The following is a 22,996-nucleotide window of genomic DNA, read 5'->3' as shown; positions in this document are numbered from 1 at the left end:
ATCACACCTGCAAATTCGCAGTGATAAGTTTTGCACTCCAGCAAAGTCTTCCTTAACTGGAAACTGCTACAAAAGAGAGAGCACTCTATCCTAATTCTAATTGAAAAAGACGACAACCAAAAACAGCTTATAATAATACTGCCTTTTCTTTTTGGCTATTTTGATCATTTGAATTTCTTTATCATTCAGACCAATCATAAAACTCATACGAGTTTTTTATTCTGTGAACAGGTCGCTAACGATATATGTGTATATCATTTTGATGTTTTTTCTTTAAAAAAAAATTCTGTAAAATCCACTCACAAAAACAGATTGCTTTCTGCAATTTATTAAAAAACTGTAGCCTTAACTAGGGCATAAAAAGATTTAATTTACTGAACCAACCCCCGAAAACAATGTAATGCTTCCTGGTGTTTTCTTTTAACTTCCAGTATTTGACCAACTCTTCTCTTAAATCCATGATATCGAGCAACAAGAATACGTACATCAACACTACAAGCTGTTATGCTATCTTTATCATGGTTCCACATAGGACAACGTTAAAGCAGGCAAAATATTGAAGTACAATTAAAGAACTTCGATAAATTAGTTCAGGGTTCTAAATATTCTATGCGTCTTAGAATAAACCAAAGAGTACAGGAAATATAAAGCCCTAATTTAAAATAAAATAAGCTTTGCAAAATCTATAGTAAAAGCGACTTAAACTTAACAACATGACTTTACTTATTTCGCTCTTCAGGGTGCGAAGAAGCCAATATAAACATCTTTTAGCCCCAAAAAACTGTTATTTTATATTAATTATTAAAGGAGATTAATTATGCCTAAATCAAAAAATTTAACAGACCAAGCCAGCGGTCCAATTCAAACAAGTAGTCCATTAAATAGTAGTACAACATTAGAAGAGCTTCTAACACAGTTAGAGACTTTGGAGGCTCAAGTCAGTGATCCAATTCAAGCCAGCGGTCCAATTCAAACCAGCGGTCCAATTCAAACCAGTAGTCCATTAAATAGTAGCACAACATTAGAAGAGCTTCTAACACAGTTAGAGACTTTAGAGGCTCAAGTCAGCGATCCAATTGAAACCAGTGATCCAAGCCAAGTCAGCGATCCAATTGAAACCAGTGATCCAAGCCAAGCCAGCGGTCCAATTCAAGCCAGCGGTCCAATTCAAACCAGCGGTCCAATTCAAACCAGCGGTCCAATTCAAACCAGTAGTCCATTAAATAGTAGCACAACATTAGAAGAGCTTCTAACACAGTTAGAGATTTTGAAGTCTAATAAAATAACGGAAAAACCAAGTATCTTATTCAACAAGAAAACATTAACAAGCGTTATTTCAGATTTAGAAAATGACATTACTAATAGTAGTTTCGTCAACGCTAACTACGCACATCTAGACTTTACAATGATGCCCCGCTTAGTCGAGCAGGAAAATAATAAATGTCCAGAGATAAATCTTCAATTCACTACAGATCCTGAACAGCTTGTGAAATCAATACAAAAAGTAATCAATCAGGGAATTCCATCTTCTAGATTTCTAGTTGGCCTAGAAGGCAATGCCCCTCATTTTGCGATAATTGATCAACAAACCATTGCTAATAAAACATCCTTAATATTGTTTGAAACTACAAAATTCACGTACATGAATGCAGAAATACTAGGAGTGACGGTGAAATCAGCCATTGAAGCTGCCCAACTACCTTATTGTTATTTTTCCATGGCGGAAATGAATCTTCAAGCAGACTCCTTTGAAAGCGGAATTATAAGTTTACTTCTTGCCAAAAAACTTCATCTCGAAGCTGATAAATTAAAAGTAATGCACCAAGATAATATTAGCGGTATTTTATGTAAGCGAGGAATTCCTTTACCTTATCATAAAGTGGATGAATATCTTCCAGGCGTTTTTTATAAACATGCACAAACTGGAAAACGCATCCGTGAATATGTAGATACAAATCGAAAGTATTTTACTAAAAGAATTAATAACAAAGATGAAACTCTGCATCATAGATTAGATAGACACTCAGTGTTATTAGAAGATAAGGTTGTATCTTGTTCATCACAGAAGAAAAGAATTGATAAATATAAAGCTCTGGTAAGATAAATATAAATCTCTGATTACAATGTCTGCTATGCTGTAATATCACCTTGTGTGACTATAACTATAGGATGTGTTGAGCTTCGTTAATCAGAGATTTTTTTGATGCTCGATAAATCGATGAATAACACTTAAGTATGATGTCCTAACAGTTGCTGATAAATTAAATACAATGACAAAAGTTTGTTGCTGCATGCTTCTCTAGAAAGGTCAGAATTTTTTTCAAACATTCTATTAGCTATTAGAAATAGTCTTCAGTTTTTTACAATCGGTTAAGATAAATATCGAATTTTTGGGCTAAAATGATCCGCAGTAGAACTTGCTCTATATGATAGCTCCATTTGCAATGAATAAAGATATACTTAAACCTACTTGTAGTAATCTATCATACTGCATAATTACATAAGACAAAGATTGCTGAATATAAAAATCTGATAAGATAAAGCTTTTTAGATTTAAAATATTGATTTTACTTTTTTTTCAACAATCGACATATAACATAATTTAATCACAATAATATTATTTATTAAATTTTTCGATAATTTTCATAAAGGAAGAGATGCAATGCGAAAATTATTGGGAGCAATAAAAAGTGCTGTTGGTTTATCTAATACTGAAGATGATATTGATTTCAGTGATGCATCGCTAGAAAATATTATTATAAATTTAGAGAATGACATTGTTAATAATTATTGCTTTAACACTAATTATATAGAAAGCGATTTTAAAATGATGCCCGCCTTGCTAAAGCAGGCGAATAATAAGTATCCAGAGATGAATCTCACATTGATTAAAGAACCTATAGATTTCGTCGCATCATTCAAAAAAAAAATTAAAAGTGGAATTAAGTCTTCTAGGTATATAGTTAACATTGGAGGAGATGATAATGCAGTTCATTTTGGAGTAGTTGATCACCAAACTATCGATAACAAAATATCCCTGATATTATTTGAACCTGCAAGATTTTGTTTTCCAACCGCCGCGATTCTAGGAGCAAAAATGCAAACGATCATAGAAACTCGGTTATCTCACTGTTATTTTTCTATGGCGGAAATGGATATTCAGCGAAGTATATCTGAATGTGGAATTTTTAGTTTATTTCTCGCTAAAAAACTTTATCGTCAATCTGATAAATTAGAAAAATTACATAGAGATAACATTAAAGGTAATCGATGGGATAGAGAAACCCATTTATCTCATGATTTGTTGGATACATATCTTCCAATCGACTTTTATAAACACGCGCAAGGTTTAAGACGTCTTCAGGAATATGTGAAAAAAAAACCAGAAGCCAAAAACGAAATTATTAACAAAAAAAATGAAACCATTTTTGAGAGATTTGAAAAAAATTCAGTTGTATTAAGAGGTAGATGTATATCTGTCTCAGCACACAGAAAAAGGATTACTGAATATAAATCTCTGATGAGATAATAATATCATTTTTAATGTTTGATCACTATAAATGAAATAGAAAATAAATTATGAATATAAATTCATTGAGTTTATTAGCCTTTGGCTTCTTTTTTAAGATTTATCATATGCGAACATCATAAATTAAAGAGAGTAGATATATTTTACTGACTGTTTTTATGAAGCAATTATATAACAACGAGTTTTTATATATTTTTTCTATATCTGAGAGTTTTAAATTAATATTATAAGTTCTACATCATAAGAGTTGTCTAATATTCTATAGTTTTAAGCGATACTTCCATACATTCGATAATTGATTTCTCAAAAACTTTTCTACTACACACATATTATTAATCAAGTGCAGACGTTTTTTTGATACGCCTGTCTTGAATATGCGCTAACAATCCTAATGTTGAACTATCATGATCGCTATTTTCGTCTTTTCCACAAATCATCGGCAATAATTCATTTGCTAACTCTTTGCCAAATTCAACACCCCATTGGTCAAATGAATTAATATTCATTAAAATGCCTTCAACAAAAATACGATGCTCATAAAGCGCAATTAAACGACCAAGGGTAAAAGGCGTCAATAAATCTTGAAGCAAGATAATACTAGGCCGATTTCCTTTACAACTTTTATGAAGAGCTAAATCATCCACATCAGTATTATCAACTCTACGAATAGTATGTGATGCATATTCAATATTACGACCCTTCATCAAAGCTTCTGACTGTGCCAAACAATTAGCTACCAGCATATCATGCATATGATGTAAATTTGGTTCATGCCCTTTTACAAATAGAATAAATTCTACAGGAACAATATCTGTTCCTTGATGTAAGAACTGAAAAAAAGCATGCTGTCCATTTGTTCCTGAAGCACCCCAAACAATCGGCCCACTTGGAAAATTCATTGGTTTACCATCCCAAAAAACTTGCTTGCCATTTGATTCCATATCAAGCTGCTGTAAATAAGCCGGCAAACGCTCCAAACGCTGGGAATAAGGAACAACAACACGTGATGTATAACCACAAATGACACGATGCCAGAATCCTAAAAGAGCAAATCGAATAGGAATATTTTGATGTAAAGACGCGCTCTTAAAATGTTCATCCATCTGCTGAGCACCTTTGAGAAATTGACGGAAATTCTGACCACCTATTGCCAACATAATAACAAGGCCAATTGCTGACCAAACTGAATAACGCCCCCCTATCCAATCCCAAAATCTAAAAATTTTTGATGGAGCTATTCCAAATTCTATTACTTTATCGACTGCACTTGATACAGCAACGAAATGTGTTTTTATTGCTTCCTTGCCTAAATGCGCGCTGATCCATTGACGTGCAACACGAGCATTAACCATTGTTTCAATTGTAGTAAAAGTTTTAGAGGCAATAACAAATAACGTTGTTTCTGGATTTAAATTAGCAAGAGTATCAGAAATATGTGCACTATCAACGTTAGAAACAAAATGACAACGTGGGCCATCATGATATGGCTTTAAAGCACTAGTAACCATCGCAGGGCCAAGATCAGAGCCCCCAATACCGATATTCACAATATCAAGTATCTTCTCACCACTGCTTCCTTTATAGCTTCCATCGCGGACTATTTCAGAAAATGTTTCCATATGGGAAAAAACAGCTTGAATATCTTGAACAATATTGCATCCATCTAACATAAAAATTTCATCGACAGAAAAACGCAATGCAACATGAAGAGCTGAACGTTTTTCAGTTTTATTAATAATTTCACCAGAAAACATTGCTTTACACCAGCCTAATACATCTGTTGCAACAGCAAGATTATCCAAAAGTCGCAATGTATTAAATGTTACACCACATTTAGAAAAATCAAAAAGAAGATCATCAAGTTTTAAGGAAAAATGAGTAAAACGTTGTGCATCTTCTGCAAAATGTTGACGGATATCACAAACTCCATCTTTTATAAGATGCTGTTTTAGCGCCTTCAAAGTCTGTTTAAAAGCTTTTTCATTACGAATTATCAATTATATCTCCCGAACCATTGATAATAGAGTTTTTAATATTAATGATAACAAGGTAGAGAACTATTCAACTTATTTTAAAATCATTTTCATTGCTCACTTACAAAATAAAGCTATGCAAAAACAAAAAAGATAAAGTATTAAAATGATATCTTTTAAATAAAAAAAATTTGAAAATCTATTAACCTTTTATTTTTAAAAAGTCATTCAATATGGTTAAGCTCCCTTTTTAAACGCAGAGCTTCCTCTGCTTTCGGTTGTACAAAACGTCCCAATAAGAGATAAACAACTGGCGTCACAAAAAGAGTAAAAATCGTCGCTAGGCCTAAACCGCCAACAATAACCCATCCTAAAGCTATACGTGCTTCTGCACCAGCACCTTTTGCTAAAACTAAAGGAATTCCTCCTAAGATAGCGCAAATCATTGTCATACACACTGGACGAAGACGAATATTTGCCGCATCCTCTACAGCTTCACGCACGCTCTTACCCTGATCACGTAACTGATCTGCAAATTCAACGATTAGAATACCATTTTTTGCCATAACTCCAACCAATAAAATCAAACCGATTTGACTATAAATATTCAGACTAACACCGCTAAAAAGCATAGCAATTACAGCACAACCAAGTCCTAATGGTACAGTCGCTATTATAATAAAACCTGAAACAAAACTCTCAAACTGCGCAGCTAAAACCAATAGAATAATCACAAAGGCAATACCAAAAACAATCATAAAACCAGAAGATGTCTCACTAAGTGTCGCAGCTTCACCCAAAGGAACAATATAATTTCCTTCCACTAACAAAGGAGAAGCAATATTTTCTATAGTTTGATACGCATTTCCTAAAGAAAAACCTGGAGCAAGATTTGCACTCATAACAACCGCACTCATACGTTTTTCTCGTTTTAACTGCGGCGCAATAGCTTTTTCATGCAAATTTGCAACAACCGATAAAGGAACATATTTATCATCTGTAGTTTTAAAAAAAACACTCTCCAAATCAGATGGATTAGTAATGGGATTCTTACGCGATGTTAGTTTAACATCGTAAGAATGATCATCTACATAAATAGAACCAATTTTTCTTCCATCTAACATTGCTTGTAGCGTATTACCTACGTTAGTGATATCAATACCTAAATCAGAAGCTTTTTCTCGATCAATTTCAATAAAAAATTGTGGTTGTGTTGCGTCTACCGTAAGCCGGGGACGAATAAAACGCGTATCAGATTGCAAAAGCTTAATCAGTTCCCCAGCAATAGATTGTAATTTTGTATAATTATCTCCAAGAATTGCGAATTGTAATCCTTGGCCAGTTCCTCGAACTCCTAATGAATTTCCTTGTGCTGCGAATACAAATACTGCTGGAAATTCTTTAACCTTCATATTAATATCTTCCACAATTTCTTTCTGGCTCCGAGAACGCTGATCCCAAGATGAAAGCAACAAAACAAGAAAAGCACTATTAGGTGAACCACCAACTCCAGCAACAGAGTAACTATTAATAATCTCACCAGAATCACGCAAAGGCTCTAAGCTCGCTTCAAGCTGCTTCACCTGCTCATTCAAATATTGCACTGAAATCCCTTGTGGCCCATTAATAACCAAAAAAACAACGGCTCTATCTTCTGTTGGTGTTAGCTCCTGTTGCAACTTCATGTAGCCTCCAAGACAAAAGCTTGCAAAAACAAATGAAACCAGTACAACAGTCCAAGGACGTTCTAGGCATTTATGTAAACTATAAGCATAACTTCTGCTAAAGAAAGTACCTAATTTATCCAAAAGAGCAAAATAATGTGCTTTTTTTTCGCTGTCTCCAACATATTGTTTAAGAAAGCGTGAAGCAAGCATAGGACAAAGTGTCAAAGCAACAACTGAAGAAAGTAAAATAGAAATAGCTAAAACAAAACCGAATTCTTTAAAAAGCCCCCCAACCTGTCCAGGAAGAAAAGAAATAGGTACAAAAACAGCAACTAAAGTTAATGTCGTTGCTAAAACAGCAAAAAACACTTCTTGTGTTCCTACTACTGCTGCTGATCGAGATCCTAATCCCGTATTGCGCCATCGAACAATGTTTTCAAGAACAACAATTGCATCATCCACAACAAGTCCCGTCGCCAAAACAAGCCCTAAAAATGTCAGAATATTCAATGAAAACCCTACAAGATAAATCGCTGCAATTGTCCCTATAAGAGTAACTGGAATAGACAAAATAGGAATAAGTGTTGCACGAATATCTCTCAGAAAAAGAAAAATAACCAAAATAACACTTAATACAGCGATGACTAATGCAATCTCAACTTCATGAAGAGCACTGTTAATAAAAATAGCATCATCACTAAGAATACTCATATGCACAGAAGGAGGCAAAACAATTTTAAGTTGTTCAAGAGCTGCGCGAATACCTCTAGAAATATTAAGAGTATTAGATTGCGCCTTACGCACAATTCCTATCCCAATCCCTGTTTTCCCATTAACACGAAGAATAACTGTTTCTACATCGGGGGATAAAGTAACATGCGCAACATCTCCAAGTCGTACATGAGGCTTTAAGATGACTTGTTCAAAAGCTTCAGGTGTTGTCAAACGAGCAGTTGCACGTACAATTAAGGTTTGTATAGAATTGCGCAACGATCCTACAGGAGCATCAGTTGTCATATCAGCAAGAACACGGGCAATATCTCCCACGGTCAATCCATAGCTAGCAAGCTTCGCTTGATCGACATCAATCTGAAAAATTTTCGTGCGAGCATTATCAACTTGCACATCACCAACACCATCAACAGCAGAAAGCTTATCAACAATTTGATCATTTACAATTGTTGTTAAATCATCAATATTCATCGTTGGTGAAGTCACAACTAAATACATCATCGCAGCAGCATTTGAATCTGCTTTAATGATTAAAGGTGCATCTGCATCTTTTGGTAGAGAATAAGTAACACGAGAAATGGCATCACGGATGTCAGATGCTGCAACATTTAAATCAACCCCAACATTAAAACTAATTTCTACACGAGAGCGACCAAAAGAAGAAGTTGAAGAAATTGTTTTAATCCCTGAAACACGAGCAACAGCATCTTCTATAACTTTCGTAATCTCACGATCAATTGTTTCTGCTGATGCACCAGAAAAAGTTGTCATAATCGTCGTTACTGGAGTATCAACATCTGGCAACTCACGCACATCAACATTCATCCATGCAGAAAATCCTGCAATTATGATCATGGCATTCACAACAAAAGTGAAAACTGGCCTCCGAATAAACAATGCAATCATACCGCCTTGTCCTGGTTGCGTTACAAATTGTTTTGTTTTAAGTTCTTGACTCATTATACATCCCGCTTACTCATCACCGATAATTACTTAATTACTATTGGAACCTTTTGAGTCTTCAATAATGACACTCCTACCTGGATAAAGCGTTTGTACCCCTTGTATAACAACTTGAGCATCATTTTCTAAAAAAGCTTTCACAAATATTTGATCTGTTTTATGCTTAATAATCGATATTGGAATACGTTCTACCTTATCTTCTCTTACACGCCATACAAATGACCCTTTACTATCCCATTGAACGGCTAGAGGATTAACAACAGGAAATAAACCGCTATCGAATTGCAATGTAACAGAAAAAGACATACCAGACATAAGTGTATCTTTTTTATTTTCGATCTCAACTTGAACACGAAATGTGCGGCTTGCAACATCAACTATATTATCAATCGCATAAATATAACCAACGAAAGTCTCACTCGACTGTGTTGTTAAAGTTACAACTACTTCATCTCCTTTGTTAATACGTGATGCATATTGTTCAGGTACCCATATATCGATTAAAATGCGCTCTCTATTTTCAATACGAGCTATTTCAGTATTAAGAGCAACAGCATTCCCTACATCAATAGGCAAAATACCAACAATTCCGCTAATTGGTGTACAAATCGTCCGTCGATCAAGTGCTAATTCAGCATCACGCAAAGCCAAATTTGCATTATCTAGCTCTAAGCGCGCTGTAAGTTCTTGAACTTCTGTTGCTGTATTAGTAGCACGTAACTTAAGAATACGCGAAAGCGTTAAAGCACTATTGTCACGTTGTACCTTCGCTCTTGCAACCGCTATTTCTTCCTTTTTAGAATCAAGTTTTGCAATCAAATCACCAGCTTGCACTTTTTCTCCAGCTGATACAAAAAGTTTATCAACAACACCTGCCGACCAGGGAGTTAATCCTACTGTTGCAATAGCTCTTCCATTGCCAATTAAATTGAGCTTTTCACTAAAATTTTCAATCTTAACAGAATCAACAATAACTTTCGCTGCCGACATATTTGTCGGTGATTTTAGTGTTTTATGCGGTACATTTTTTGCTTGTTTCACTGCATAAATAGAGCTCTCTAAACTATATTTAGACTTACAATAAGAAATAATCAAAACGAAAGCTAAAAGTACCAATGGAACAATCTTTTTCCACAATCTCATACCTCTATCCTTGATTTATAATGAATGTACACATCTGTATGAAATAATTTTATGTAATATTTAAGTTTTATCAAAAACCAAATTACAGATAGTATCTCTTAAACTCTCATCACAAAAACGTATCTCATTTACACTTGACTATCTTTCGTAGATCAGACCGTCAAGTTAACTATCGTTCATATTGGAACTTTACTATGACACAATGATATAAGTACTATGCAGAGACTTTCTAGCAATCGAGAAATTACAACAGTATTTCGACAACAATATATAATGGACTAACAGATAAAAATCTTTATTTTTACCAAGTTTCACTTGTAATTCACTAACGAAACAATTAAGAATCCAATATTCTAACTAAAAAAACTAAGTGTGCACCCGTAGCTCAGCTGGATAGAGCACCAGACTACGAATCTGGGGGTCAGGAGTTCGAATCTCTTCGGGTGCGCCAATAGGTTTTGTGAATAATATGTTAATTTCGTTTATACTTTTTGAATAGTCAGGATAATATAATTAAAGGTAAAGAAGTAGGGCTTTACATCTTCCTTTCATAAGTACTACAAACAAAGTTTCTTTAAAGAATTATTGCACTTTAGATTATTATAATAGAGACAAGTACGAGCGTCTTACATAGATACTTTATAAAAAGTACTCACCCATGAATATAAAAAAGTAAAAGCTTTTATATTTCTAACAGACTATACTCATCGTTTTCGAGTCATGATCCCTGTTTCTGGTTAGCTGACATACTTTGTGAGCTTTCTTAACAATTGCTGTAACTTCCCGCGCTCTACTTACTGATATACCTATACTGTCAGCAAACTTAACATAATATCCCTTCTCAAGTACTTCATACTCCCATGATGAAAGGCGATCTTTAACTTTATTCACAAGATCTTTAATCTCTTCGTGAAGGGAAGGATTGGCATTTAAGGCTTTGATCTGATTTTCTTCAGATAAAGAAAGGATATTTCGCACTTGACTAGGCATTTTTACCATTCCTTGGCAACGTTCTTGTTGTTCTTGATGTCTTTGCAGAACTCTTTCTCTAGTAAAAATTACAGTACTTATATAATCATCGACTGCTTGCTCGAGCTTAAAGTAATCTATCTTAGCTTGTTTGCGCGCTGGATTGTCGACACCTAATATTGTCGTACCTGCAAACTTATATTTAAAAAGACTCACATGCTGTCTGATATGCTCTTCACCGAGACCTGAAGCTACATGAATCAGATTTATATCCTTCTCCAACATTTCCGGGCTTCTATAGACACATTTTGATAAACTTCTGATTCTTTGCATAGCCCTTTGGACGGAGCCATTTTTTAGAATTTTTGAAATAATCTCTTTTTCCGTTAAAGAGGGCACTTTTTCTTCTGGAATGAGAACATTTTCAACAATTTTTTTGGACGTTGGAACTGTAAAAGTAATCCTATCACCAAGCCGCAATGTCTTTACTGCTCTCGGCGCAATATAATCTTTTTTGCATAAAACATACTGATCATCTATTATGAGATCATCTACCATAAGCATAATAGAATCTCCGCTACAACCTCTATAGAGACCTGTATAAGTAAAACCTGGTTTTGCTGCTACAATAAACTTATCTCTGATATCTGTGGTCATATTTTCATATTGTATGAATTCTTTTAAAATATTTACTTTTTCTGGATTAGAGATATCTTCAAAAAGATCGTGTATAGCAGTTTCGTCATCTTTATTAAATGATAATGCAGCATAACGGGCATATTTCCAACGTTGGTTTGTTATAACTGAGAAATCAAGTCTATGCCCTGCGGCCTCTGCCATTTTTTCAAAAAATATACGGTTTACGGGTCCATTTCCATTCCTGAAAGGATATATATTATACAAGCGAGAAAATATTGTTGATGCTTCACGAACAAATTCTTCACGTGATAAACCTTTCAAACTATTTTTCTCGGCAAGTATTCGATCAATTTCTTCTAAACCGCTTTTAACTTTATCACTGCTTATAGAGCACTTCAGGTCAGGTATTTTTAATGTTGAATTCATCTCAACTGTACCATCTGAAAATGTAAATGGAAGCTCTCGGGTACAACCAGCCCATTCAAATGTATTTTCAAACAAGCGCTTATGAAGATATTTTAGATAAGAGGAATCAAATTTTTCTGGCAGTGGCTCTTCTTTCAGATTAACACTCGCTTGTATTACATCATGCGCACATCTTTTCTGAACACTCACACTCTGCAATTCATCTTGATATTTTATCGTGACAATATTTTTTTTACTAAAATGATCCATTAAATCATTAAATTGCGTTAATGGATAATTCCTGCACGCATATCCTCCCACAATTCGGAGAGTCTCAGGAGAGACATAGCAACTATCAAGCATAGCAACATTGAAAACTATATCAAATACTTCACAGAATCTTTGGTGTTTGTTGGCGCTTTTAAGAAGCGTATAATAATTTAAAATTTCTTTACAATTTGTAGGCATTTCTTTTTGTCTTAAAATCTATTAATTATTCTTATAAAAATATCGAAATAAATTTACATATTTTTTAATTATTATCAATATGTACTTTATTGCCAATACAACATAAATTTTATATTGTAAATTTATAATTTAAGAAAATTTAATTCTGAATTTACAATAGATTAAGTATTTTTTATTAATAAATAATTTTATTAAATAAAATTTCTATTTCTAATAGAAATTACTATTAATATTATGAGTATAATTTCTATAAAAAATCAATATATATTTAAAAATATTAATGTTTGTTGTTTCTAAATCAATTACGTAGAAATGAATTTTTAGATAATGGATGCCTTAGCAAAAATAAAGTGTCGATTTTTTTAAAATACCTGTAGATGTTGTCGCATCATTTACCTGAAATACAATGGTTGTAGAAACACTTGAATTGGAACGAAGCAAACATAACTTCTACGGACCGTATATATAACTCTTAAAAGAATATCTAGAATACACGATCAGCAAGAAAGATATTATTATCTTTTTCAACAGTGTTACTAACGATTTTTCAAATATAGATTGAGTTTTAGATTAATTGTTTCTTGTTAGAAACTTGACATCGCCTATTATTTGAGGATTTTCAAGATAATATCGATATCTGCTTCTACTGTTAAAAAAGGATTATCGATCGTTTGAAAAGTGATCATGCTGTCGCTTTTCCATACACTAAAGTAACCACCTAAATGCACTATGACATAAAGAAACGGACAATTCTAGAAGAGTATGATGAGTTCTTTATCTTGAACTTTCATGACAAAATTTTTCAATAAACACGTATTTTTAAATATCTGCTTCATTCACCACATTGCATATGAATTTCTATTTTTTCTTAAGTGTGTTGGAGCGAACTCCATCTGAAGTTCCTAACAAATTGAAATCCATTCTAACGTGCAAATTATCGTCTTCCGATATCCGCAAAATCATAATGCCGATAAGACTACCATTACTCTTTTCAATATCACAATGACGGCTATTTCATGGAATAGAAAGCATGTTAGCAATTGATAGCAAAAAGAATAGAGTTTTTGAAAAGCAATATAGACAAGCATCCTATTTATATGGTATATGTTCTAGTACTCTTTTTACTTAGTAGTTTTAAGAGATTTTATTTTTTGCTCATTTATTTTTAATATTGAAACAAAGCAGGATAAGTTGTGCAAGTACTCGTTCGTGATAATAATGTTGATCAAGCGCTGCGTGCGTTGAAAAAGAAGATGCAACGTGAAGGTATCTTCCGTGAAATGAAGATGCGTGGATACTATGAAAAACCATCAGAAAAGCGTGCTCGTGAAAAAGCAGAGGCTATTCGTCGCACACGTAAACTTGCTCGTAAACATGCACAAAGAGAAGGACTAATCAGTGGCAATCGTGCTTTTTCTACGCGATAAATATATTATTTATTGCTGTAATACAGCAGTTTAACTAAAGCATAAACAGAAGTGGAAATCTGTGCTTGCTTTTTTAATGTAAATTATCTGATTTTATGGTTAAGTATTATAAAATAATTTGATTATTTTTTAGGTTTTTTTCATTAAACTAGTAAAGTAGCCTCATAAGATAAGGTAACTGTAAACAAAGCGCTTTTTATGATTCTTCGTGTCAATCAAGCTTTGTATTCTTATTTTTATATAAATATTGTGCTTATAATTCTAAATCAGTCAAATGTGAGGCTATGCTAAATAAATATTAATTAAAGTATGTAAAGTATTAACAAAAAGAGCTTTTTTATTTTAAATAATTTAGTAAGCATACTCTAAGAACACTGGTTCCACAGACTTACCCCAAATAGAATGATAGTTAGATAAAAATTTATCAGCATTTGTTCGCCCCATTGCTACTACTTCCTCCAAAGGAGCTAAAAAATCTGTCTCATCAAAACCATCAGTATCATACTGCTGACGATTTTTTAAACCTTTACGTGAAATAGCAAGAGCGTGACGTGCTAATTCTAAAATTATAGTTTGACGAAAAGGTGTTTTTAGTCCCTCTTTAGCAACGCGTGTATGCATTTCTACAACTTCTTCAAAACACCAATCTTTTGTCAGAGCTTCTGCTTCATTCAGTGCCTCACTATCATAAAGAAGACCAACCCAAAAAGCAGATAATGCACAAATATGCTGTAAAGAACCACCATCAGCACCTCTCATTTCCAAAAAGCGTTTTAACCGTACTTCTGGAAATAAAGTCGATAAATGATTAATCCAATCTCCTATAGTCGGTGCTAAATTCGCAATCTCCCTTCTTAAAGCGCCATTCATAAATTGACGAAAAGTTATATGCGTACAATCATAATAATGCCCATCACGCACAACGAAATACATTGGTACATCAAGTGCCCATTCAACGTAATCAGAAAAACCAAAACACTCAGAAAATACGAAAGGGAGTATTCCTGTTCTCTGATTATCAGTATTATGCCAAACATGAGAACGCCAAGATAAAAAACCATTTGGGCACCCCTTAGTAAAAGGAGAACTGGCAAATAATGCTGTTGCAATAGATTGTAACTTCATTGCTACTTGCATTTTCCGTCGCATATCAGCCTCAGATGAAAAATCAAGATTCACCTGAATAGTTGCTGTTCTATACATCATATCAAGGCCACCATGACCAACTTTTGGCATATAATTGGTCATAATTTGGTAACGCGACTTGGGCATTCTTGGTGTTTCATCTAATGTCCATTTTGGACTAGCGCCCATACCTAAAAAACCAATACCTAGCGGCTGTGAAATTTTTTTGAGAAGTTCTAAATGCTTCATAACTTCACAATAAGTATGACCAATTGTTTTCAGCGGTGCTCCAGATAATTCGAACTGCCCCCCAGGTTCTAAAGAAATAGCACCTTGATCCACTGATCCTAGAAGTCCAATAATATTCCCTTCATCTAAAATAGCTTCCCATCCTAAAGCTCCTTGCATTCTTTCCAATAACACTCGGATTCCTCTTGCACCTTCATATGGAACAGGACGGAAACCATCTACGTAAAATGGAAACTTTTCGTGTTCTGTTCCGATACACCAATCATCCTCTGTTTTACAGCCTTCTTCGAAATAACTAACTAAAGAATCTAAGCTATTAATTTCACTTTTGTCGGTTGTATCAAGTGCCATCAATTATTTTATCCTATTATTAAGTATGCTATTAAATGAATTGTTTTGGATGATATTGCAAGTGTCTTAACCAATTAACCAATCTCTCATCGTAGCATTAACAAGAGTTAATGCAGCAACAGCTGCAGTGTCAGCACGCAAAATGCGCGGGCCTAATGACACAGAAAATACAAAAGGATATCTCTTCAAAAAAACTCTCTCCTCTTCACTAAATCCACCTTCTGGACCAATAAGAACACCCAGCGGATTTGTTCCATGTTTTTTAAAAAAAGAAATTGGATTATAGGATTCGTTCAACTCATCACAAAAAAATAAAGCACACGTTTTATCCCAATTTTCTAAAAATGTTTCTAATGATACAGCAGGTGCACATTTTGGCAAAGATAAAATACCGCATTGTTCAGCGGCTTCTATAATATTAGCCTCTATACGCGCCATATTAATACGAGTAACTTGTGTATGATGCGTTATAACAGGATATAAAACAGATACCCCCATTTCTACAGCTTTTTGTATCATATAATCCAAACGCATATGCTTAAGGGGGGCAAAACAATAAAAAAGATCCGAATGTGTCGTCTGCGGCCTTTCCTGATGAATAAGGTGAGCCACCACAATTTTTTTTTTAATAAAAATAAGCTTGGCAAGCCATTCACCATCCTGCCCGTTAAAAAGCAAAATCTCAGCGCCTTCTTTCATACGCAAAACATGCATAAGATAAGAAGCTTGTTGACCCTCTATTACTATTTCTTCGTTTAAAGCCAATAATTGCCGAACAAATAGTCTTTTTAATTTATAATTTGCACGCATAAAAAACTTGTACCAAAGCTTTTTAGAATCGTCAAAAGAATGCAGCAATAAAGAAAAATCAACAGAAAAATGAAATCTATAAAACTAAATTATGAAAGAAAGATAGAATTTTTTTTACTTTTATAAGATATAGCTGGAACAAATAGAATGTTAAACAATTTTTAATTTCATAAAAATTCATAATTAATAATACACAGTATTATACTTAATAGCTTACCTTATAATTGGAGAAAAATATGTCTATTCAAAAAGCTACAATTATCACTATTACCTCAATTCTAGTCTTTATTCTAGTTACTATAGGAATTAGCTCAGTTGGAGCAGATGAGAATTGTGTAATTATCCAAGATGGCTACTGTATTTCCACTCACTTCAATAGACATACACCAGCATAAATACATACACATAAGCATATTCTTAGAATTTTATATAAGACAATATTTCCTAAAAATTCTCTACATTACCAATAATAATGAAAAAAATACTAGTTTTCATTAATATTTTTCTTGATGAAAAAATTGCCGAAAATTTTCTCTGTAGGACTGAATGAAAAAATTAAAGGTTGTTCAAGACTATTAGTGAGACACTCGATATCTTTGCATATAGTCTCTGAACGATTATTTTTCTGTAATTTTGCTCGTAATATAACATCATTCTGTCCATTCTTAGTATCAAAAATTTCTGTTGCTCTATGAATAAACAAATTCCAATCTGTAGTATGCATTAATGCTTCTGTTACAAATATTGTACCATCTGAAAATTTCGCCTTAATATCCAAACGATCAAAATCTGTTGAATGCTTCTGATTATGCATTAAAAGAAACTGTTCATTTTTTGAAAATTTATTTTGTAAATCATTCAGATTATATCCCACCACTTGACCAGAGAGCATATTCAATGTTAACTGCCCTTGCATCTGAGTAAGAATTTTTGACCAACAACTAGGAAACATCTGTATTGTCATAATAAAATTTGTTTTGGCTTGTACAAATGGAGTAAGTCCTAAAGCTAATAGAATGGTCTGTGCATCAACAGAAGTACCTGAAGCGCTTACTTTAATATGTGTTTTTTTACTATCTGGAATAATCTGGATATTGCTTTGAATAGAACCACCAAAAATGTTCACGTTTCCAAGATCAAAAATGCCATATCCGTTTTTAATTTGTATTGCGGCTGCCAAATCAGTAAGTGCAATATTACCTATTTTCGCTTGTGGTGCTGAAAGCCGTACATCTAACCCTATCTGATTTAAAAAAGCTAGATTAAAAAATTCATTTTCCTGTTTAGAGCAAAAAAATAATGATTTCATCATGTTAAAATCAAGCTTATCAAAACCTAAAGATCCAATAAGAATAGGTACATGATTTTTAAAATCAAATTCTAAAGCTCCACGCGCATTTGCTGTACCCATCATAAATATAACATTGTTCATTCGAATACGCGCCGGCTGTGCTAAAAAATGAGATTCCCACACAATAGGTATTTTCAACTCATGCCCCCAAAACTGATTGCCACCGATCCATGCTACTGTCTGATCCCAACCGGGAGAACGTAGTGAAACCTTTCCATCAAAAATATAATATTCAGATAACCTTGCCTGTCCTTCAAATGTTATACCACCACGCACAGAATTAAAACTTATCTTAAGTGAGCTTTTACCTCCTGCCAAAAGAAACAAAGCTTGATCAGCATTCATTAATAATTCCGTTAGCTCTCCATGCCAACGTGCTTTGGCACGAAATTGCAATGCCTGTGTTAATCCAGGCCAATCTATCGATGCATTTAACTCTGTTATTTGTTCCATTACACTAGAAACACCGTCACGATACATCAGCGTACCATTTTCAATAACAATACGTCCAAAAGGTTGATTTAAAAGGCTTGCTATATCTGGATTATCAGGATTAAACTTAATAACTTCACGAGCATTCTGTATTGCCAAACCTAATGCACCTTGCGACCGCAAAAGTGTATCAAAAAAATCAGATACTGTTTTAACAGGTTTATCCATAACAAATTTGGGATACATAATTCGCGTTTCTGAAAAAGAAATATGTCCCCAAAGAAGAGAAACTAAAGAAAGATCAACTTCTATTGATTCTACTTCCATTAAAGGTGCAACATTTTCAATTTTTGGCGTTAAAGTAACTCCTGAAAGAAACGCTTTTGGATAAGGAAAAATTTTTAATCTTGGAGGATCGCGTAATTGAACATTATAGCCAGTCCATACACTTAAATCCTGTGCTAAACGGATACGAATCGCATCTGTTGATACAATATAGGGCAAAATAATAACAGCAGCCCCACCTAAAAAAACAATTGCGATAAAAATCCCACTTAAAAATTTTATTATTTTAATGCACACAATTTTCCTCTAAGCTCTCGTTCTTAACACAAACTAAAATCAAATATAACGAAGTGCAGAAAGATTTTTATACTCTTGAAGTCTATTATACATATTAACAGTTCAATTATTTCCACTTTTATCGAAATTTTATTGGAACAGCGATATCATTACCTTTTCAGCAAACAATTTATTTTTAAATATCTTCAAAATATATGAGAACCATTTCACTACCTTTTTTACCCTAACTTAAACATTGTTATAAACTCTATTTTATTATCAGCAAATGCTTTATATAAAGCCAAACAGCCTTATCGAAAGGATTCCTCTTATGGATAATATTATTGACGGGAAAAAACTTGCCGAAGACATTCTGGTTAAAGTTAAAAATGAAACAAAAAAACTCTACGATAGTCATAAAATACAACCTGGTATCGCTGTTATTCTTGTAGGAGATGATCCTGCAAGCCAAATTTATGTTTCATCAAAAAGTAAAAAAGCTGAAGAATGTGGCTTCCTTTCAATCAAACATGTCTTTTCCAAAGAAACACAAGAAAAAGATCTCCTTCAACTTATCGAAACGTTAAATTCTGATCCTAAAATCCACGGCATTTTGGTGCAACTTCCTCTTCCTGCTCATATCAATACAAACAATGTAACGCAAAATATTGCTTTCCAGAAAGACGTTGATGGTTTCCACTACATAAATATAGGAAAACTCACAGCAAATGTCTTTGAAGACACAATAGTTCCTTGTACACCAGCTGGTATTATGATGATGATCCAACAAAAATGTGGCAAAGATTTATCCGGTCTGGATGCTGTCATCGTCGGACGCTCTAATATTGTTGGTAAACCCATGGCAGCCCTCTTAACAGCAGCCAATGCTACAGTAACGATTGCACATAGTCGTACCCGTGATCTTGATGAAATATGCCGTAGTGCTGATATTTTAGTAGTAGCTGTTGGTCATCCCAAGATGATTAAAAAAGAATGGGTCAAAAAAGGAGCTATTATTATCGATGTTGGTATTAATCGAATTGCAACATCAAAAACGGACAAAATAACAACCTATATTGTTGGCGATGTTGATTTTGAAGAAGTTAAGGAAAAAGCCGCGGCTATCACCCCTGTACCAGGAGGTGTTGGTCCTATGACTATTGCCATGCTTATGGTTAATACACTTAAAGCTGCCGCCCGAGCCCACAAATTACCTGTACCAGAATTCTAAAAATTGTACGTACCTTCATTACATGAATGATAAATTATTTCTTTTATATTTTAATAACATCATAATAGAAAATATTTCTTAAGCTGTGCAACGCGTTAATTAACACATAACAGCAGACATATTCGGTATTATATTCATTATTTAAAAGGTCTAGTAATGTGATCATTCCGGTGCTCGATTATCTTTTATCTACAATCATTTATAATGAAAGCCTCCTAATTCGCACATCTTTTAGCAATTCATTACCATAGAAATTGTCTCCGAAAAATTATCTCAATTTCTTATTAATTTGCACATTTAATTATAAGAAAGAGCATTTCATTCCTAAAATACTTTCATTACTTTTTTGCTTCTTGTACTTCATTTTCTGCAGGAGACCAATAAACTTGAACGAGATGCTGTGCGTGATGTAAAACTGCTCTGATAGGCATTTCCATTTCAGATCCATTTCGACAAGCTTCTTCGAAACAAGCGTATTTTTGAAATCCTTCAAAATGAAGAGCAATAAAACGAGATTGAATTATAACCGGCAAAGTCAATGTCAATCTTGGCTCAGCAATACTCTTTGCATAAATAGGTAAAACAAGTGCTTGTGATTGTAAGTCAAGTGCTTGCTCCAAACGATCACTATTTGGAAAAAAAGAAGCAGTATGTCCATCAATACCCATTCCTAAAACAATAACGTCAAACGGCATAGGCAAGGTATTCACACGATTAGCAGCTGAAAAAGCAGCAAGCTCAGCAGTTACTGCTTTATGATAAAGCCCTATAAAACGTGCTTTAGAAGCAAAATTTTGTAATAAATGGTGCCGCACACAATATTCATTTGAACGCTCATCGCTAATAGATACAAAACGCTCATCAACCAAAGTTATAATGATATTTTGCCAATCAATATCAACTTTTGACAAGTAATGAAAAAACAGTTCTGATGTCTTCCCACCAGAAACAGCTAAAACTGCTTGTTTACGCTCAAGAATAGAAACACTAAGCTCTGCTGCAACCCTATCCGTTAATGCTAATGCTAAAGTAGAAGGTGTTTCAAAATTTAAACGGTTGATATTCATTTCATACATAATTATCGCCCCAAATAAGTTATTCTATGCGCACCTATCACGTTCATTCAAAATAGTTAAAACAAATATCCTCTCAATAAACCAGAATTATGCTAATGCATAGAGGGTCTGATTGTCTTCCATTCTTTAAGAATTGGATCAATCCAACAATTTCATCACAATGCACAAACAATGCTTTATTTGCACATAGCGCCAACAAATAAGTATTCAAAAGCACTAAAAATTATCCTCAGAAAACGCATCTGAAAATTCAAATCTCATGATATATAATAAAACTACAGACTTGTTGAAACTGAATCTTCCTTTATCAAATAATGGATAAGTAATTAACCAATGAGACTTTTTTCTACATTCATATTAAAAATATTATGAAAAATAAGTTTTAAAATCACAAAAAATTCAGGCATATTCTTATCTATCGATAAATAAAAAATTGTCTTCGTCAATGAAAAATTATCAAACATAATCTTATAAACTATAATATTTCTCTATCACTTACCTCTTTTCATAAATCACATAAATACAGTCTTACAAAAACCCATGCTACAAAGCAGATAGATGCAAAATAATTCATTAACTTTCCTCATTTCAAATCATGACTAATTAAAAATGATCCATCAACGAAAACCAATTCATGGCTAAAAATATAAGTGGATAACGCAAAAATTTTCCACCTGGAAAAGAAGAAATTTTTAAATCTTGAAAATATGCAAAACGCTCATGCTTTCCAGATAACCATTCAGCATATAATTTCCCTATAAAGGGAGCTAGCATAACCCCATGCCCTGAATATCCACCACAATAAGTAACACCTGGCATAATTTGGCGAACATAGGGCATACGTTCAACTGTAATTGCTACTGTTGCTCCCCAACAATGAGTCAAATTTATAAACCGTAATTGAGGATAAACTTCAATAATTTGTCGATATATACGCTCATTTAAGTTAATCGGATACCGATGATCATAACTTTCTACCCCCCCAAATAATAAGCGATTATCAATACTTTTGCGAAAATAACGAACCATAAAACGAGAATCATCTACTGCTTCACCATTTGAAAGAATCGAACTATGCTTTGGTAACGGCTCAGTTGCTCCAATATATGAGCGAATAGAAACAATATTTTTCTCAACAAAATGCTGAAGTCCAAGTTTATAGGCATTGGTTGCTAATAAAACATTCTCAGCCCTAATATTCGCCCGCTCTGTTATTGCTACATACTGATTTCCCTTTCGTTCTATTCCTGTTATTTGTGTTTTTTCATAAAGTTTAGCACCAGCCTTTTTTGCTTTTTTTGCTAACCAAACAACAAATTTCAAAGGATTGATATGACCAGTTTCTGCGTCATAGAGACCACCGTGATAAAAAGATGAACCAAGTCGCTCAGCGGTTTCATTTTTATTCATAAAAGTAAGACCAGAGTAACCATAACGCTGCAATGTCTCAACATGCTGCTGATAAGCTATAATTTCACGTTTTTTATGGATAACTGAAAGCTGCCCTATCATAAAATCAATCTTACAATCAGGTCTAATACACCAAGACAAAATATCTCTTTTAGCTTCTTCAGCTAAATCAAACAGTGCTTTACTTCGTTCAAAACCATATTTTTTCTCTAACGTTTCTACCCATTGCCGTTGCCCTGTTCCTAATTGCCCTCCATTGCGTCCAGAAGCCCCATCGCCAAAACGCGATGCCTCACATAAAATAACACTAACTCCATTTTTAGCTAAGTGATAAGCAGCTGAAAGCCCCGTAAAGCCACCTCCAATAATAACCACATCACACTGTGCTTGTTCATCAATGAATGGATACGAAGGACGTTCTTCTAAAGTATCTTCATACCAAGAATCTCCAGGAGAAATGGGATTATAGTCGCTCATAGTAGAAA

General features: G+C 33.8%; 14 protein-coding genes and 1 tRNA gene. 5 read left to right on the top strand and 10 right to left on the bottom strand.

What is annotated here, in order from left to right:
- Positions 1-371: 371 nt before the first annotated feature.
- Positions 372-530, bottom strand: a complete 159-nt coding sequence (locus tag ACJTDF_RS00605) for a hypothetical protein (RefSeq protein WP_407965687.1) — start codon at positions 528-530, stop codon at positions 372-374.
- 287 nt (positions 531-817) lie between these two features.
- On the opposite strand from ACJTDF_RS00605, the gene ACJTDF_RS00600 reads away from it, so the two are divergent.
- Both ACJTDF_RS00600 and ACJTDF_RS00595 read left to right on the top strand, forming a co-directional pair.
- Entirely contained in the window at positions 818-2,104 is a 1,287-nt protein-coding gene (locus tag ACJTDF_RS00600) for a YopJ/AvrA family T3SS effector serine/threonine acetyltransferase (RefSeq protein WP_407965686.1), read from the top strand.
- Positions 2,105-2,662: 558 nt separating this feature from the next.
- On the top strand, positions 2,663-3,529 hold the full coding sequence (locus ACJTDF_RS00595; protein WP_407965685.1) for a YopJ/AvrA family T3SS effector serine/threonine acetyltransferase: 867 nt from the start codon (positions 2,663-2,665) through the stop codon (positions 3,527-3,529).
- A 332-nt stretch (positions 3,530-3,861) separates the two neighbouring features.
- On the opposite strand, the gene pgi is transcribed toward ACJTDF_RS00595, so the two are convergent.
- From pgi to ACJTDF_RS00580, 3 genes are all read right to left on the bottom strand, one after another.
- Positions 3,862-5,526 (bottom strand): glucose-6-phosphate isomerase, encoded by a 1,665-nt coding sequence (gene pgi / locus ACJTDF_RS00590; protein WP_407965684.1) that lies wholly within the window; start codon positions 5,524-5,526, stop codon positions 3,862-3,864.
- A gap of 200 nt (positions 5,527-5,726) precedes the next feature.
- Positions 5,727-8,861: an efflux RND transporter permease subunit gene (locus ACJTDF_RS00585; RefSeq protein ID WP_407965683.1), complete on the bottom strand. Its 3,135-nt coding sequence runs from the start codon at positions 8,859-8,861 to the stop codon at positions 5,727-5,729.
- A gap of 33 nt (positions 8,862-8,894) precedes the next feature.
- A complete protein-coding gene (locus tag ACJTDF_RS00580) occupies positions 8,895-10,007 on the bottom strand; it encodes an efflux RND transporter periplasmic adaptor subunit (RefSeq protein WP_407965682.1) in 1,113 nt (370 codons plus the stop codon).
- Positions 10,008-10,381: 374 nt separating this feature from the next.
- Here ACJTDF_RS00580 and ACJTDF_RS00575 point away from each other — a divergent pair.
- Positions 10,382-10,458 (top strand) — tRNA-Arg (locus tag ACJTDF_RS00575).
- 239 nt (positions 10,459-10,697) lie between these two features.
- On the opposite strand, the gene ACJTDF_RS00570 is transcribed toward ACJTDF_RS00575, so the two are convergent.
- Entirely contained in the window at positions 10,698-12,488 is a 1,791-nt protein-coding gene (locus ACJTDF_RS00570) for a BID domain-containing T4SS effector (protein ID WP_407965681.1), read from the bottom strand.
- Between the two features lie 1,193 nt (positions 12,489-13,681).
- Between ACJTDF_RS00570 and rpsU the strand changes: the two genes are divergently transcribed.
- Positions 13,682-13,915 carry a 30S ribosomal protein S21 gene (gene rpsU / locus ACJTDF_RS00565; protein WP_078679857.1) on the top strand — a complete coding sequence of 78 codons (234 nt, stop codon included), beginning with the start codon at positions 13,682-13,684 and terminating at the stop codon, positions 13,913-13,915.
- 351 nt (positions 13,916-14,266) lie between these two features.
- Here the strand turns inward: rpsU and ACJTDF_RS00560 are convergent, their stop codons facing one another.
- From ACJTDF_RS00560 to ACJTDF_RS00550, 3 genes are all read right to left on the bottom strand, one after another.
- The gene (locus tag ACJTDF_RS00560) at positions 14,267-15,640 is read right to left on the bottom strand and encodes a glutamate--cysteine ligase (protein ID WP_407965680.1); all 1,374 of its coding nucleotides are present in this window, start codon (positions 15,638-15,640) and stop codon (positions 14,267-14,269) included.
- A gap of 66 nt (positions 15,641-15,706) precedes the next feature.
- Positions 15,707-16,450, bottom strand: a complete 744-nt coding sequence (locus ACJTDF_RS00555; protein WP_407965679.1) for a 16S rRNA (uracil(1498)-N(3))-methyltransferase — start codon at positions 16,448-16,450, stop codon at positions 15,707-15,709.
- A 484-nt stretch (positions 16,451-16,934) separates the two neighbouring features.
- The gene (locus ACJTDF_RS00550; protein WP_407965678.1) at positions 16,935-18,815 is read right to left on the bottom strand and encodes an AsmA family protein; all 1,881 of its coding nucleotides are present in this window, start codon (positions 18,813-18,815) and stop codon (positions 16,935-16,937) included.
- A gap of 310 nt (positions 18,816-19,125) precedes the next feature.
- On the opposite strand from ACJTDF_RS00550, the gene folD reads away from it, so the two are divergent.
- On the top strand, positions 19,126-20,025 hold the full coding sequence (folD, locus tag ACJTDF_RS00545; RefSeq protein ID WP_407965677.1) for a bifunctional methylenetetrahydrofolate dehydrogenase/methenyltetrahydrofolate cyclohydrolase FolD: 900 nt from the start codon (positions 19,126-19,128) through the stop codon (positions 20,023-20,025).
- A gap of 338 nt (positions 20,026-20,363) precedes the next feature.
- Here folD and pgl read toward each other — a convergent pair whose 3' ends face one another.
- Together pgl and ACJTDF_RS00535 are read right to left on the bottom strand one after the other, a co-directional pair.
- A complete protein-coding gene (pgl, locus tag ACJTDF_RS00540; RefSeq protein ID WP_407965676.1) occupies positions 20,364-21,101 on the bottom strand; it encodes a 6-phosphogluconolactonase in 738 nt (245 codons plus the stop codon).
- A gap of 603 nt (positions 21,102-21,704) precedes the next feature.
- Positions 21,705-22,988 (bottom strand): NAD(P)/FAD-dependent oxidoreductase, encoded by a 1,284-nt coding sequence (locus ACJTDF_RS00535; protein ID WP_407965675.1) that lies wholly within the window; start codon positions 22,986-22,988, stop codon positions 21,705-21,707.
- Positions 22,989-22,996: the final 8 nt, after the last annotated feature.

The sequence above is a fragment of the Bartonella bennetti genome (genome assembly GCF_045945445.1).
Taxonomy (GTDB): domain Bacteria; phylum Pseudomonadota; class Alphaproteobacteria; order Rhizobiales; family Rhizobiaceae; genus Bartonella.
This window is presented reverse-complemented; position numbering and strand designations above follow the sequence as displayed.